This is a genomic window from Citrobacter sp. RHBSTW-00671 (assembly GCF_014103415.1).
GTDB lineage: Bacteria > Pseudomonadota > Gammaproteobacteria > Enterobacterales > Enterobacteriaceae > Citrobacter.
On record NZ_JABXPR010000005.1, the window covers coordinates 83,248 to 98,395 of the forward strand.

Genomic DNA, 15,148 nt, shown 5'->3' on the forward strand with positions numbered 1-15,148 from the left:
TATGGCCGTTGATACGATTTACACCGTTGCCGGCGGGGCATGGTTTCAGGATACGCTCAATGGCGTGGCGGCATTTTTTAACAGCAGGGCCGGAGACTCACTGATTGCTATGGCCACCGCCGTATCGGTGATTGTCGGGGCGGCAACCTATATCCGGACACGCAATATTATGGACCTGGTCAAATGGGCCGGGTTTTATGTCCTGGTGATTGCCGTTCTGGTCGGGGACAAGCGGAACGTGCAGATTATTGACCTGTCTGAGCCAGCGGCCATCTATCAGGTGGATAATGTCCCTACCGGCCTTGCAGCCCCGGCCAGCCTGATCACCCGTATTGGTGCCGGAATGGCACAGGTTTACGATTTTGTGTTTGCCCGCCCGGACGCGCTGACTTACAGCAAAACCGGGATGCTGTTCGGCGCGCAGCTGGCGGCGGGGAGCAGTGATTTCCGGTTCTCTGAGCCGGAAATTCAGCGCATGTTCTCTGATTACGTTCATAACTGCGTGGTGGGTGACATTATGCTGAACAACAAGTACAGCATTGGTGACCTGATGAATTCCACTGACCCCTACGCGCTGATATTCAGTAAACCCAGTCCGCTGCGTGGTCTGTATGACAAAAACCGCAATTTTCTGACCTGTGAGCAGGCCACAACCAAAATAAACACTGATTCGAGTGATATCAGTGGCCGGAATATGTTTCCGTTTCTCCAGCAGGTGCTTAACCGGATGCACGGTTTCACGAACCAGGTGTTCGGGCCGACAAACGGTGCCAGTACGGCACTGTTCACCGAAATGCTGGGCGACAGCTATAACTATTTTCACGGCAATTCCATGACCTCCACCGAAATCATCCGCAAGAACGTGGTGATGAATGGCCTGCGCAGTGGTCTGGAGAGCTTTTCAGCGCAGAATGGCGATACGGCCGGACTGGTGAACACCGCAACGCAGACATCGATGGCAAAAATGCGGCTGTCTCAGGCGACCAGTGCGTCCATCGCTGCAAACACGCTGCCGGTGATGCACAGCGTTTTGCTGGGCATGACAATGGCGCTGTTCCCGGTGCTGATTGTGCTGGCTGTGGTGAGTTCCCTGTCCTGGACCATTATCAAAGGTTATATCTACACCATTGCCTATCTGCAGATGTGGCCCATTCTGTTCTCCATACTGAACCATGCGATGAACTTCTACCTGCAGGGCAAACTCAACGGCACGCCGGTGACGCTGGCCACCTTTGACCAGGTACAGAATACCTACTCAGATATCGGGACCACAGCAGGTTGGCTGGCATTGTCCATCCCGTTTATTGCCTACGGACTGGTGATGGGACTGGGCAGGGTAGTGTCGCAGGCGGGGAACTATCTGGGACAGACCCTTCAGTCTGCCTCCACACAGTCTTCCTCGCAGGCCATTGACGGCAACTGGTCGTATAACAATATGACGACCGGGAATGTACAGGGTAACAAGTGGGATACCAACTACAGCCATCGTGAAGGTCATATGACTAACCAGCTTGAGAGCGGGGCGACGAAAACCCTGACGTCATCCGGGCAGTCGGTCTACAACACCACGGAAGCAATTTCAAAACTACCGGTCGATATTGCGCTGGGTAAAACTGCATCCAGCAGTTGGCAGCAGCAGCAACGTGATGCCCTGAGCGAAGCGCAGAGCCTCAGCAACAGTCTGTCACAGACCTCCAGCTTGGCCACCTCGCAGATGAGTCAGTGGAGCCAGCAGAGGGGAAACAGCGACACCACGGTGACAGGCAGCGATGCCTCTGCCAGCAGCAATCTGACCAAAGCGCTGAACACCATTCAGTCTATTGGTTCCCGCTATGCCCGGGATGAAAATACCACTCTGGCGGAAGGGATTCGGGCAGCGGCAACGAAGAGTCAGGATATGAGTTTTGGCGCCGGGGCCAGTGTGCAGGGTTCTGTTGACTCAGACCGTCAGATTCTCGGCAAAGTTGCCGGCCTTGTGACCGGAGGGAAAGTCTCAGGGGAAGCGCATCTGAAAGGTGAGTATACGGGCAGAAGCGGCTCCTCGCACGGCACCAGTTCCGATCTGACCCAGCAGGGCGGGACCAGCAAAGGGTTCAGTGCTCAGGAGCTTAAGGATTTCCGCGATGCAATGGACGTGGTGACCTCCAGCCGCGTCACCGACAGCGGCAGCCATACGGACAATGCCTCGGCCTCGTTGGCGAACCAGTTGTCGTCCACCTTCTCCAGCCTGAAAAGCCAGGCATCGCAGTATAATGATGCGGTTACCCGCAGCCATGAATACTCACAGCTGGCCAGCTATGCAGAGAACAACAGTGCCAGTATTAACCAGAACTACTCGCAGGAGTTTGTCGGGTATGTCACCAGTAAGCGTCCGGGTGAAGCTGACCAGTTGCTTTCTGACGCGGCCAGCCCGGAAGTCCGTGCTGAGCGTGACAGACTGGCGCAGGCATTTGTGGAAGACCGCATGAAGCCGCAATTGCTGCAGGAGTTTGAGCAGAACAGGGGCCGTACCGGTGAGGGGATGGGAAGTGTGGGAGCTTCCTCTGGTGGCGGTAATCTGCAGAGTGAATATGATACGCAACAGACACAAATGGAAAACCGGGCAAATGCTGGCGGCGTGAGACTGCAGGATGATGTCAGCAGTGATGTGGCTGACAGACGCCGTCACGCTGAATCTCAGGTAAATAGTGAAAAAAATACTGTGATCTCATCCGGCAATACACCGAAGGAAGAATACAATCGCTTGCAGAGTGAGCATGAACAGGGTAATAAAAACTTTAATGAAGCGAAATTATCTGAAAATGAAAGGCAAAAATTCTATAAGAATGATGCTTTTACGGATTATAAAGATAAAATTAAGGATATAAAGGACGAGCTAGGAAAGAAATCAAAAGATTTAATGTAAGAGGGATTTATGAAAAAGTCAGAGCTTGAAAAAGATGTTGATGATTTACTGAAAAGATTAGTTTCCAGTGACTATGATATTCCGGAGAATTCTGGTGTTATGAAGATTCTCCTGCGGAAATTGTTCATGGTAACGTTTATTGGAGTAGTGCTAGTTAGTTTGAACTTTTTGTTGTATCAGGATGAATGGCGTGACCTTCTGGCAGTGCTTGTGTTTTCTATATTGCCTCTTGCGATTTTTAGCCTTGTTTTCATCGCGTCTTTGTATCAGCCGATTAGTATGTATCTGTCATTAACTGATGAAATAAAAGAAAGTTCTTTAGTTGTTCAGTTGTTAATAAAGAAAGTAAGACATTATTGGCATGTGCTGTTTGCTTTGAATTGTGCTGTTGGCATTGTATTGCTTTTTATAGATGATGGTTTTGTTGTTGGATTCGGTGCAGCATGGTTTGTAACGTACATTATGGGGATTATAGCGTTTCAGACATCACTATCCCGATACATGACCCCTGCAGTGGTAAGCAGTTTATCTAAAGTGAAAGAGTTACTTTCTGCCTCCACAAAATAAGCGTCTGATTTTGTGACGCACTCTGAAAATTCGCAAAGTACAACCATAGTGTTGATGTGGTTGTGCTTCTGCCTGTACATTAACTATACACACATTGAATGTGTGGAGTAATAACAATAAGTACCTCCGGGTATGGCATATAACATGCGACTTATATGGAAATGAGAAAAACTATATGAAACACAACGTTAAGCTGATGGCAATGACTGCCGTTTTATCCTCCGTCCTCGTGCTCTCTGGATGTGGCGCGATGAGCACAGCGATTAAGAAACGTAACCTCGAAGTCAAAACTCAGATGAGTGAAACTATCTGGCTGGAGCCGTCCTCACAGAAAACCGTGTATCTCCAGATAAAAAATACCTCTGACAAAGACATGTCCGGCCTGCAGGCGAAAGTGACCAAAGCTGTTCAGGATAAGGGCTATACCATCACGTCATCACCGGACAGCGCACACTACTGGATTCAGGCCAATGTCCTGAAAGCCGATAAAATGGACCTGCGTACCGCCCAGGGGTTCCTGAGCCAGGGATACGAAGGCGCGATAGCGGGCGCTGCATTAGGTGCGGGGATCACCGGTTATAACTCCAGTTCTGCCGGCGCGACATTAGGTGTTGGCCTGGCGGCGGGCCTGGTGGGAATGGCCGCTGACGCGATGGTGGAAGATATCAACTATACGATGGTGACGGATATTCAGATTTCTGAAAAAACCACCGCAAGCGTGCAGACCGATAATGTCGCCGCCCTGAAACAGGGTACTTCTGGATATAAAGTGCAGACCAGCACGCAGACCGGTAATCAGCATAAATACCAGACCCGTATCGTGTCATCTGCCAATAAAGTTAACCTGAAATTCGAAGAAGCAAAACCTGTCCTCGAAGATCAGCTGGCGAAATCTGTCGCCAATATTCTGTAATACACTCAAGGTGGCCGCCGGGCCACCCTGTTTTAAATTTCATTTCCTGAAATACATCACACTATTTAATTACATTAAATAATCTTTTAGCGCATGCAGACAGACCTGTATCCGGCATGTCTGCTGGTTACCTGCTTCCGGGAAAATATAATGAGCCTGAATCCTCGCGACTTAACGCAGGGCGGTCAGGTCGCTTTTATGCGCCTGAAAATGTTCCTGCAAATAAATAACCTGATTTCTTATTACGTTATTATGGGGACGGTATTATTTGGTATTGCCGTACTGCTGATGCGTATGAGTATTCAGAATCTGACCAACGGCATTATTTATTGGTTTGTCCGGGTAATGTCGCCTTTTACTGAAAAAATGGTTAGTCAGCCTGTCTATACCATCCGTTATTACGAACATAACCTGCAGTACAGCGCCAGGCAGGTGTTGAGTGACAGTTACACCATGTACTGTGGCCAATTGTTGAAACAGGAACTGATTATTGCAGGATGTGCCGCGCTACTGATCGCCTTTCTGGCCACTCTGGCCGTGTACTGGTATCTCGGGCGTGCTGGCCGTAAACAAAGTGAGGATGAAATTATCGGGGGCCGGGTACTCTGCGAATCGCCAAAGGAAGTCGCCCGGATGATGAAAAAACGCGGAGAAGCATCCGATATCCGTATCGATGGCCTGCCGCTGAAACTCGATTCTGAAATCCAAAACTTCGCCATGCACGGGACGGTCGGCTCCGGTAAGTCCCAGTTAATGCGTAAGATCCTGAAGCAGCTGCGTGACCGTGGTGACCTGGTGATTATTTACGATAAAGGCTGCACTTTTGTTGAAGACTTCTATGACGAATCACGGGACAAGGTGCTTAACGCAAAAGATGCCCGTTGTCCTAACTGGGACATGTGGGAGGAGTGCCGGGACATCTCCGAACTGGAGAATGCGGCAACAACGTTAATACCTGCCAGCAGTGGCGAAGACCCGTTCTGGCAAGGCAGTGCGCGTACTATCTTTGCTGAAGGCGCAGAGCGCATGCGCCAGGATAAAGACCGCAGCTACAACAAATTTCTCCGTACACTTCTGGCCATAAAGCTGGATCAGTTGCGGTCTTTCCTTGCCGGTACACCGGCCTCCACGCTGGTTGACGGTAAGATTGAGAAGACAGCCATCTCCATCCGAAGTGTGCTGACCAACTATGTCAAGGCGATGCGATACCTACAGGGCATCGATCGTCCGGGCCGGGAGAAATTCACCATACGGGAATGGATGAAGGGCCAGGCTGATAAATCGAAGAATGGCTGGCTGTTTATTACCTCTGATGAACAGAACCATGAGTCGCTCAAGCCGCTGATTTCCATGTGGCTCAGTATTGCCGCCACCAGTCTGCTGGCGATGGGGGAAAACCGTCAGCGACGCGTCTGGTTTTTCTATGACGAACTGCCTTCATTGCACAAACTGGCCACGCTACCGCGCATCATTGCCGAAGCGCGTAAGTTTGGCGGCTGTTTTGTGCTGGGTTTTCAGAACGAAGCTCAGATGGAAGAAATCTACGGCCCGAAAGCGGCTGCAGGGCTGTTTGACCTGCTGAATACCAAGTTCTTCTTCCGTTCCCCGAGCGCCCAGATTGCGAAGTTTGTGGAGGAAGATATTGGGGAAACCTGGCGAAAAAAATTCAGTGAACAGACCAGCTTTGGTCATGAACAGGTGCGTGACGGGATTTCTTTTGGCAAGGAAGAAGAACGCGTCAGTATCGTCAGTTATTCCGATGTGCAGTCCCTGAACGACCTGCAGTGTTTTGTCACCCTGCCGGGAAATTATCCGGTCGTGAAACTGACAATGAAGTATGAGGCGATGCCCAAAGTGGCTGACGCTCTGCTGTTGCGGGATGTGCAGACCAGTCTCGACCAGACGCTTGAGGATGAAATTCGGCGCCGTAGTGAAGAAGAACGGCACAAGTTTGCCGGATTGTTTGAGGGAGAATCGTTAATTCAGGCTGTTCCGGGCGGTGCGTTTATACCGGAGGGTAATCTTTCGAATACTCCTCCCCCTTCTGCCGACCTGGTGGCTGCTGTTCTTGCGGAAGCGAACACGCCTCCTGCGACGTGGCCATTGCAGACAAAGGGTGCTTCCGGCGATGCAGATACCGAAAACACGGCTTCCACTGCAGTTGCCGCTGAAGGCGCCTCAGCCTCGACCGGAGGGACTGAGCGGGATATCGAACAGGATTTACCACAGGATATTCCCCCGGGCCTGAACAGCGACGGTGAGGTTGTGGATTTCGCAGCGTATGAGGCATGGGCTCAGACCTCACACCAGACTCGCGATATGACCCGCAGGGAAGAGGTCAACATTAACCATGCGAAAGATAAAACGCATGAGATGGATGACGGGAGGGAATACTGATGCTCTCCATTTCTTCCATCAAGGGTGATGCGGGCTATTACAGCCACGAAGACAACTACTATGCCAGCGGTTCACTGGATTCCCGCTGGATGGGGGAAGGCGCGGAGAAGCTGGGCCTGAAGGGGGAAGTGGCCAGCGCCGATATGGATGCGGTCCGCCAGGGCAGACTGCCTGATGGCAGTGACCTGTCCCGGATGGTGGATGGTGTCAACAAACACCGCAGTGGCTATGACCTGACGTTCTCCGCCCCCAAAAGTGTGTCCGTCATGGCGCTGGTCGGGGAAGATCGGCGTTTTATTGAGGCGCATAACCGGGCCGTGGCGGTGGTGATGAAGGAGGTGGAGCAACTGGTCAGCGCCCGCATCACGCAGGAGGGAAAAACGGAAACGGTGCTGACTGGCAGTATGGTGGCTGCGTTGTATAACCATGACACCTCCCGGGACCTGGACCCGCAGGTGCACACCCACGCCCTGGTCTTTAATGCGACATTCGCCGATGAAAAATGGCGGTCTCTGGCCAGCGATACCCGGATGAAAACTGGCTTTTCTGAGAATCTGTACGCCACCAAGATAGCGCTGGGAAACCTGTACCGTTCTGCCTTACGTGAAGACATTGAGTCGATGGGATTCGAAACGGTGGCGGCGGGTAAACATGGCCTGTGGGAGCTGAAGGATGTGCCGGTGGACATCTTTTCCTCGCGCAGTCAGGCAATTCGGGAAGCCGCCGGGCCTGATGCGTCAGCAAAATCGCGTGATGTTGCCGCACTCGATACACGACAGGCTAAAGCCTGGGCTGACCCGGATTTGCTGAAAGCCGACTGGCGCCGACGCTTAACGGACGAAAAATTTGATATCGGACATTACATCAGTCAGGCGCAGGCGCGTGTGGAAATTACTGGTTCTGTTGTTGCTGGCCAGGGGGGGATGCGGGCGCCGGGCCAGCCGGGGATCGCGTCTTCCGGCGAAGCAGCTGACGAACTGGTGCAGAAGGCGGTCAGCGACACAATCTCCGCGCTGTCGGACAAAAAGGTCCAGTTTACCTGGTCGGAAATGCTGGCCGGCACGGTCAGTCGTCTGCCGTCAGCGTCAGGTCTGTTTGAGCAGGCTCGTGCCGGCATTGAGGCCGCGATTGAAGGGCAGCGACTTATCCCGCTTGACCGTGAAAAGGGTATTTTTACTTCCGATATTCACCTGCTGAACGAACTCAGCGTCCATCAGCTGGCGCGTACGGCTGTTGCGGAGCAAACCGTGCTGGTCTTTCCTGAACGGGCACAGGAGCGCGATATACCTGCCGGGGATGCTGTCTCTGTGCTGTCGCAGGATAAAAGCCCTGTGGCCATTCTCAGCGGTCGCGGAGGCGCGCAGACCCTGCGTGATCGCACGGAAGATGTGGCCATGATGGCCCGCTCACAGGGCCGTGAGGTGATGGTGATTGCAGCCGACGGTCGCAGTGGCCAGTTTCTGTCAGAAAGCCCGCATCTGGCAGGCCATGTAATGCTGCGCTCGCAGATGAATGCAGACACCGTATTGCCGGTGCAGGGCACGGTTATCGTTGACCGGGCGGAGAGACTGTCGCTGAAAGAAACCGTGCTGCTGCAGGAAAAGGCGCTCAGCGCCGGGGCGCAGCTGATATTTATGGACACGGAGAACCGGCAGGGAACGGGCAATGCCCTGTCGGTGCTGAAAGAGGCAGATATTCCCCAGTACCGGTTTTACGGCACGCAGCTGCCGGAGGTACGACTGGTCAGCGAGGCGGATAAACGGAGCCGTTATGGCCAGCTGGCGCAAGAGTACGTGCGCCTGTCTGCTGAAGGGCGGGATGTCGTGGCCCAGGTGACCGGTACCCGGGAACAGCAGCAACTGACGGAGGTTATCCGGGATACGCGGCGTGAGGCCGGAGAGCTGGGCCGGGAGCAGGTGACACTACGGGTACTGGAGCCGGTGTGGCTGGACAGCAAAACCCGTCATCAGCGCGATAACTACCGGCCCGGGATGGTGATGGAGCAGTGGGACGCTGAGAAGAAAACAATGACGCGGCACACCATTGACCGGGTGGCTGAGGCCACCAACAGCCTGGTGCTGCAGGGGGAAGACGGCACCAGGCTGACCCTGAAGGTGACGCAACTGGACGGCAGCTGGAGCCTGTACCGCAGCCGGACACTGGAGGTTTCTGAAGGGGACCGCGTCAGGGCGCTGGGGCGAGAGCTGAAGGGAGCCATCAAAGCGAAAGAGCAGTTCACCGTGGCGGGGCTGGAAAATGGCGTGGTACGGCTGCGCAGCGGCGACCGGGAACTGCGTCTGCCCACTGAACGGGCCGTGAAGCTGGCCCATGACTATGTGGAAGGGACCGGAGCGGGTACCAGCGCGTCGCGCACGGTACTGGCCGCCGTCGGTCCGCGCGGGCTTAATAAACAGACCCTGAACGCGCTGGCGCAGAGCGGCAGCGACATCCGGATTTATACGCCGCTGGAAGGCCGGCAGGTAGCACGCAAAGTGGAGAGTGTGTCTGCCGTGCGACTGGCCAGTGACCAGGTCCGTCAGTCGACCGGCGAGGCAAATCTGGATACTGCTATACAGGCCAGTCGTGACCGCCTGATGTCGGATGCTGAGCAGGCGGTGAGTCTGGCCATCCCGCGCGCGCAGCAAGGACAGGTACACCTCAGTGAAATTGCCCTGCTGTCAGAAGCGGTAAAATCCGGCCAGCCGCTGACTGATGTCCGGACTGAAATCGCCCGGCAGGTGGACAGTGGGGATCTGATACAACTGGATTCAGTTTCCGGGGCGGGAAACAGGGTGCTGGTTCCGCGAGTGGCGTATGAGATGGAAAAGACCATCATCCGCCATATTGCTGAGGGTAAGGATGCGGTACAGCCCCTGATGGCGCTGACGCCTGCCTCAGTGCTGGCCGGTTTGACGGCAGGCCAGCGGGAGGCCACGCGGACAGTGCTGGAAAACACCGACCGCTTTATGGCCATTCAGGGGTATGCCGGTGTGGGGAAAACCACCCAGTTCCGGGCGGTGATGGGTGCCCTGAACACCCTGTCTGAATCCGTGCGCCCGCAGGTCATTGGTCTGGGACCCACGCACCGGGCCGTGCATGAGATGTGTGAGGCCGGGGTGGAGGCACGAACGCTCGCCAGTTTTTTGAGTGAAACCCGGCTGGCCATACAAGCCGGGGAAACACCGGACTTCCGCAATGTCCTGTTCCTGACTGATGAGAGCTCGATGGTGGGTAACCGTGATATGGCCGAGCTCTATCAGCTGGTTGCCGCAGGCGGCGGACGAATGGTCTCCAGCGGGGATACCGCACAGCTGCAGGCCATCTCAACCGGTCTGCCGTTCCGCCTGGTGCAGCAGCGCAGCGCCATCGATACGGTGGTGATGCAGGAGATTGTCCGCCAGACCCCGGCGCTGCGCCCGGCGATTGAAAGCATCATCGCAGGTCAGGTTGATACATCACTGCGCCAGGTGGATGACGTCAGCCCGCAACAGGTACCACGTCAGGAAGGAGCCTGGGTGCCCGGGAATTCCGTCATGGAAATCCGTGCGCCGAAAAAGGACCAGGAGCAGGACACTCCTGTCGCCGGTGAACAGACACTGACACCAGAGCAATTGTCACTGGTCCGGACCGACATCATTGAAGCCATCCGGGATGACTGGATGGGGCGCACCCCGGAGGCGCAGCAGCAGACGCTGGTTGTGGCAGAACTCAACGCCGACCGTCATGCCATCAATGATGCCATACATGCCGCCCGGCATGAGAAAGGCGATACAGGTGCTGAAGAACGCACGTTCACCGTCCTGGAGCCGCTCCGGGTGCCTGACAACGCCCTGCGTGCGGCTGAAACCTTTGCTGAGTACACCGGCGCCGTGGCCATGATGAACGAGCGCTACTGGACTGTGGCGGAGGTGGATATGCAGGACGCCGTGGTCACGCTGCGTAATGCTGACGGGGAGTCGGTGCTGATCTCTCCTCAGCAGAACACTGCACAGGATATTTCCCTCTTCACACCCCGCGATCTGACGATCAGCCAGGGGGACAGGGTGCGCTTTACCCGCTCGGACACCGACCGCGGCTATGTGGCCAACAGCCTGTGGGAGGTGGCCGGGTTCACTGACGACGGGGCCATCCGCTTTCGCCAGGGAGATCAAGAGAAAATTGTCGACCCGCAGGCCATGACGGAGGACCGTCATATTGACCTCGCCTATGCCCTGACGGTGTATGGCGTGCAGGGGGCCAGTGAACGCTTTGCCATTGCCCTGACCGGTACCGAAGGTGGCAGGAAAAGAATGGCGTCTCTGGAGTCCACTTACGTGACGCTGTCACGCGCAAAGGAGCATGTGCAGGTCTATACCGACGATCTGGCTGGCTGGAGTACCGATGCCCGGCACTCAAATGCCGGACAGACCGCTCACGACCTGCTGCACCAGAAAAGTGACCACGAATCCGACACCGGCAACCGACTGCTGGCCACCGCCTCACGACTGGATAAAACAGCACTGGGACGCAGGGTTCTGGCGGAAAACGGCCTTGAGGGCGAAACAATGGCGCGCTTCATTGCTGCCGGCAGGAAATACCCGACACCTTATGTAGCCCTGCCGGCGTGGACCCGTCACGGAAAAGAAGCCGGGGCACTGCTGACCGAAATCCGGATTGAGGATGACGGAATGTGCGTGGTGCTCAGTGATGAGTCCCGGCTGCGTGGTGGGGAGGATGCGCAGTTCGCCGGCCTGCAGGCGAGCCGTAACGGACAGACACTCATTGCTGATGATGCACAGACGGCGCTGCGCCTGGCACAGGAGAACCCGGAGAGCGGGGTGGTGATACGCCTGCACGGTGAAGAACGATTGCTCAATGCAGCCCGCCTGACCGGGGGACGAATCATGGAACCTGATGAGGTTGCACGAACAGTGCGCAGTGTGGCGGAGGCTGAATCGGCGGCGAAAGCGGAAGACCCCATTACGCTGCCTCCGGATGAGCAGCAGAAACTGGCAGAGGCACAGGAAAAAGCGGCCCGGGAGCTGGCGGAGCAGGCCCGGCAGGAACTGCTGCCGGCAGTGCCGGGTGAGGAGAGCACCAGACCCGAAACACGGTTGTCTGCCGATGAAGAACGTCGGCTGCGTGACGGTACAGCACGGGGAGAAAGTGAGCTGGAAGAGGCTATTCAGGAAGCGGTGGCAGACGGTCGGGGTATCCGCCAGCAGGTGCGCGAACAGATGCTGCGTACCGAGCGTGAGTGGGTGGCGAATGTACCGGAAAAAGACATTGAGCTGGAAAAAACGCTCGGTGGGGACTGATTCAGGGAGGATATGTGTATGTTTACCGGAATATTCATCATTGCCGTTCTGCTCGCCGGATTTGTGGTATTGCTCAGGCAGGCCGGTTCGGCCCGGCATCCGCTTTTGCAGATGCTGCGAGAAAAAGGGATTCGGCCGGGCAAAACTGAACTGTTGCTGTGCCGCCGACCGTCGTTCGTCAGTGCCGGTCAGCTGATGACGGAGCGGGAGCAGCGTTTTCTGCGCCGGCTCGACAGGGTGACCGATACCCGCCAGTGGCGGCTGTGTCCGCAGGTTCGAGTGGCCGATATCGTCAGAGTGGCGCCCGACCGTAAGTCCGGGAGCCGTGAATGGTGGCAACTGTTCCGCCTGGTATCGCAGTGGCACTGCGATGTGGTTATCACGGACCGCACCGGAAGAATCATTGTGGCAGTGGAGCTGGACGACCGTTCCCATCAGGCGCCGAAACGTCAGCGACGTGACCTGCTGCTGGATGAGGTGCTGAAACAGGCTGGTATCCCGCTGCTGCGTGGCGATGATGAGCAGCTACTGGCTGAGCGCGTCAGGGCACACCTTTGTGCACAACGACCGGAGACTGCGACATGAGTCCGGGGAAATCTGTTGCCCTGCATCCTTTCAGGCCGGTCCTGAATTTCTCCGCGCTGCAGCGCGATGTCATCCGGATGGTCGCGTTTATGGCAATGGTGGGGGACCACATCGCCACTGCCTTCCAGCTGGAGATGCCCTTACTGAACATGGCCGGGCGTTGTGCATTCCCCCTGTTTGCGCTGGTCAGCGGCTGCAACATGGCAGGCAAAACCCTGCGTCAGCACAGCCTCAACCACCTGTGGCTAGTGGCATTCATGGCCCAGCCGGGTTACTGGCTGGCCTTCAGGGAAGCCGGACTCATGTGGTGGCAACTGAATATCCTGTTCGCCTTCGCCGTAGTTATGCAGGTGGCTCGATTCCTGCAGGCTGCGTCCGTGTTTAATGGCGTTGCGGCGTTTTCAGCCCTGGTGGGGTATCTGCCGCTTAGCTCTGCCAGTTACGGTATACCCGGTCTGCTGATGCTCGCCGGCGCGGTTCTTATCTGGCAGGTCCGGGACTCACTGCGGCCAGCCCTGTTTGCTGTCTGGCTGTTGCTGGTAGCCCTGCTTAATGCCCGTCACGGTGATGTGATGATGCTCTCCGGCGTACTGCTGACGTTGACTGTGCTGTTTTGTGTGCACGGCCTGGTACCGGCTCCCGGGCGACGCCTGCAGGCCGGACGGTGGTTTGCACCAGCGTATGCCCTCCATCTGCTGTGTATTGGTTTTCTGGTCAGTGTTCTCTGACCTGTCTTTACTGTTGCTTCAATCAAACAAAAGGAATTCACATGAAAAATAAGCAAATCGTTTTATCTGCGGTTATCTCCGGTTGCCTGTCATTAAGCGGGCCGACGTTTGCTTCGTCAAAAGGGCCTGTACTTATCTATTCAGAACTACCTGAACAAATTATGGCAGAGCCTACCGCAGTGGCTGAGCAGGTCACGACTAACGTGCTTCTGCGACAGATTCTGGCGGAGGTGATAAAGGCAAACAGCCTGAAGGAGGATAACCGCTGTAGCGATGGTGAGAAGAAGTATTCTCCGGGTTACATCATCAGCGTTGGCAATAAAACGCTGCGATGCGATATCAGCAAGGACTACCCGCAATGGATCGAGGGGAACAAAGCTTGAGGGCCGAAAAAACTTCCGCCTGATCCTGGTTTGTTCAACTAAACGGCCTGACGCCTCCGCAGTGCGTCGTTGTCCAACCCCGGCAATCGGGGAAAAACGAGTTTCCCCCGATTCCGGCGTTTCTGAATACATCCAGCGAAGGAAATACCATGCAAGCAATGCCTAAAAAACATATGTGCCGATGGTTTCTGCCCGGCCTGCTCGGTCTGGTTCTGTGCGCGCCAGTACCGAATACTTACGCAGCCACCGTTGAGGCAGGATTTTCTCCGGAAGGTACAGCTCTCCAGCTGGTTCTTAAGACAATTGAGACCGCGCAACAGGAAATCCGTCTGATGGGCTATTCCTTCACCTCTCCGGAGGTGGCCAGGGCACTTGTCAGGGCAAAACGTCGGGGCGTAGATGTGGGCGTGGTTCTGGACTGGAAAGCTAATACCGGAAAGAACAACAACGCCAGTAAAGCAGCCATGAACATTCTGGTTGGTGCTGGTATTCCGGTTCGTACAGTCAGTGCCTACAAAATTCTCCATGACAAAGTGATCGTCGTTGATGGCCGCAACACCCAGGTCGGCTCATTTAACTTCAGCCAGGCTGCAGACCGTTCGAATTCGGAGAACGTGCTTGTCGTCTGGGATGACCCGGCCTTAGCCCGCAGCTACCTGAACCACTGGACATCCCGCTGGGCGCAGGGAACGGACTGGAAACAGACGTACTGACATCCCCAGAAACGATCCTGAAACGTAAACCGTGCGCCAACACAGGTTACGTTCATAAAGTAAGTCGCTGATTTCAGGAATCTGTAGTACTCTCTGCAAAGATCCTGATTTGATCCTTGAGGAGGCAGAGATGTCGCAGGTCGAAAATGCAGTAACTTCCTCATCGAAACGAGCTTACCGAAAAGGTACGCCTCTTAGTGTAAGTGAGAGGAAAATGCGTTCGGTATCCCGTAAAAGGGAGACCCATAAACCTGTAAATGTGTTCATTCAGAATTCTCATAAAGATAAACTGGACGCATTTTGTCAGGAAAATGGGTTAACTCAGGCTGAAGCGATAGAGCTACTCATAAAACGAGAATTGTTAGGTGAGTAGTCACGTTTCTTGATCGAACTGTCTTTGAATGCTAAATTCCTGTTCGTATAAAGAATTTTGATGGCTGGCCACGCCGTAAGGTGGCAGGGAACTGGTTCTGATGAGGTGTCTACCCGGAGCCAGAAAAGCAAAAACCCCGATAATCTTTCCATTCTTGGCGGGATAGAAGATTAACGGGGCCTACTTAAACTGTATAGAAGCTGTTGCTCTATGCAGGGAGTATAGTTTTATGCTCAGAAAACTGCAATACCTGTTTCTGTGCCATTTGCTCCTTCCGTGCAACATAA

At 54.9% G+C, this 15,148-nt stretch carries 10 protein-coding genes and 1 pseudogene; 10 read left to right on the top strand and 1 reads right to left on the bottom strand.

Annotation, left to right across the window (positions count from 1 at the left end):
* The first annotated feature begins 1 nt into the window (after position 1).
* The 10 genes from traG to repA all read left to right on the top strand — a co-directional run bounded on the left by traG (position 2) and on the right by repA (position 14,861).
* A complete protein-coding gene (gene traG / locus HV261_RS26610; protein WP_202039852.1) occupies positions 2-2,905 on the top strand; it encodes a conjugal transfer mating-pair stabilization protein TraG in 2,904 nt (967 codons plus the stop codon).
* A gap of 9 nt (positions 2,906-2,914) precedes the next feature.
* The gene (locus HV261_RS26615; RefSeq protein ID WP_202039853.1) at positions 2,915-3,472 is read left to right on the top strand and encodes a protein traS; all 558 of its coding nucleotides are present in this window, start codon (positions 2,915-2,917) and stop codon (positions 3,470-3,472) included.
* A 175-nt stretch (positions 3,473-3,647) separates the two neighbouring features.
* Positions 3,648-4,385: a conjugal transfer complement resistance protein TraT gene (gene traT, locus HV261_RS26620; protein WP_023197467.1), complete on the top strand. Its 738-nt coding sequence runs from the start codon at positions 3,648-3,650 to the stop codon at positions 4,383-4,385.
* Positions 4,386-4,535: 150 nt separating this feature from the next.
* Positions 4,536-6,782 carry a type IV conjugative transfer system coupling protein TraD gene (gene traD, locus HV261_RS26625; protein ID WP_202039854.1) on the top strand — a complete coding sequence of 749 codons (2,247 nt, stop codon included), beginning with the start codon at positions 4,536-4,538 and terminating at the stop codon, positions 6,780-6,782.
* On the top strand, positions 6,782-12,079 hold the full coding sequence (gene traI, locus HV261_RS26630) for a conjugative transfer relaxase/helicase TraI (protein ID WP_202039855.1): 5,298 nt from the start codon (positions 6,782-6,784) through the stop codon (positions 12,077-12,079). Before traD ends, traI begins: the two co-directional genes overlap by 1 nt.
* An 18-nt stretch (positions 12,080-12,097) precedes the next feature.
* Positions 12,098-12,664, top strand: coding sequence for a DUF2726 domain-containing protein (locus tag HV261_RS26635; protein WP_202039856.1), 567 nt, complete (start codon positions 12,098-12,100; stop codon positions 12,662-12,664).
* Positions 12,661-13,392 carry a type-F conjugative transfer system pilin acetylase TraX gene (gene traX / locus HV261_RS26640; RefSeq protein WP_202039857.1) on the top strand — a complete coding sequence of 244 codons (732 nt, stop codon included), beginning with the start codon at positions 12,661-12,663 and terminating at the stop codon, positions 13,390-13,392. The genes HV261_RS26635 and traX overlap by 4 nt, the downstream gene beginning before the upstream one ends.
* Before the next feature lie 41 nt (positions 13,393-13,433).
* The gene (locus HV261_RS26645; protein WP_202039858.1) at positions 13,434-13,775 is read left to right on the top strand and encodes a hypothetical protein; all 342 of its coding nucleotides are present in this window, start codon (positions 13,434-13,436) and stop codon (positions 13,773-13,775) included.
* Between the two features lie 149 nt (positions 13,776-13,924).
* On the top strand, positions 13,925-14,488 hold the full coding sequence (locus HV261_RS26650) for a phospholipase D family nuclease (protein WP_202039859.1): 564 nt from the start codon (positions 13,925-13,927) through the stop codon (positions 14,486-14,488).
* Positions 14,489-14,618: 130 nt separating this feature from the next.
* On the top strand, positions 14,619-14,861 hold the full coding sequence (gene repA, locus HV261_RS26655) for a replication regulatory protein RepA (protein ID WP_096151983.1): 243 nt from the start codon (positions 14,619-14,621) through the stop codon (positions 14,859-14,861).
* Here the strand turns inward: repA and HV261_RS27860 are convergent.
* Positions 14,862-15,032: pseudogene (locus HV261_RS27860) on the bottom strand (replication protein RepA).
* Between the last annotated feature and the right edge of the window lie 116 nt (positions 15,033-15,148).

Bases quoted from the DNA above. Each gene is read 5' to 3' on its own strand.
- traT (WP_023197467.1), top strand. From the start codon at position 3,648: ATGAAACACAACGTTAAGCTGATGGCAATGACTGCCGTTTTATCCTCC.
- HV261_RS26650 (WP_202039859.1), top strand. From the start codon at position 13,925: ATGCAAGCAATGCCTAAAAAACATATGTGCCGATGGTTTCTGCCCGGC.
- traD (WP_202039854.1), top strand. From the start codon at position 4,536: ATGAGCCTGAATCCTCGCGACTTAACGCAGGGCGGTCAGGTCGCTTTT.
- traI (WP_202039855.1), top strand. From the start codon at position 6,782: ATGCTCTCCATTTCTTCCATCAAGGGTGATGCGGGCTATTACAGCCAC.
- repA (WP_096151983.1), top strand. From the start codon at position 14,619: ATGTCGCAGGTCGAAAATGCAGTAACTTCCTCATCGAAACGAGCTTAC.
- traG (WP_202039852.1), top strand. From the start codon at position 2: ATGGCCGTTGATACGATTTACACCGTTGCCGGCGGGGCATGGTTTCAG.
- HV261_RS26615 (WP_202039853.1), top strand. From the start codon at position 2,915: ATGAAAAAGTCAGAGCTTGAAAAAGATGTTGATGATTTACTGAAAAGA.
- traX (WP_202039857.1), top strand. From the start codon at position 12,661: ATGAGTCCGGGGAAATCTGTTGCCCTGCATCCTTTCAGGCCGGTCCTG.
- HV261_RS26645 (WP_202039858.1), top strand. From the start codon at position 13,434: ATGAAAAATAAGCAAATCGTTTTATCTGCGGTTATCTCCGGTTGCCTG.
- HV261_RS26635 (WP_202039856.1), top strand. From the start codon at position 12,098: ATGTTTACCGGAATATTCATCATTGCCGTTCTGCTCGCCGGATTTGTG.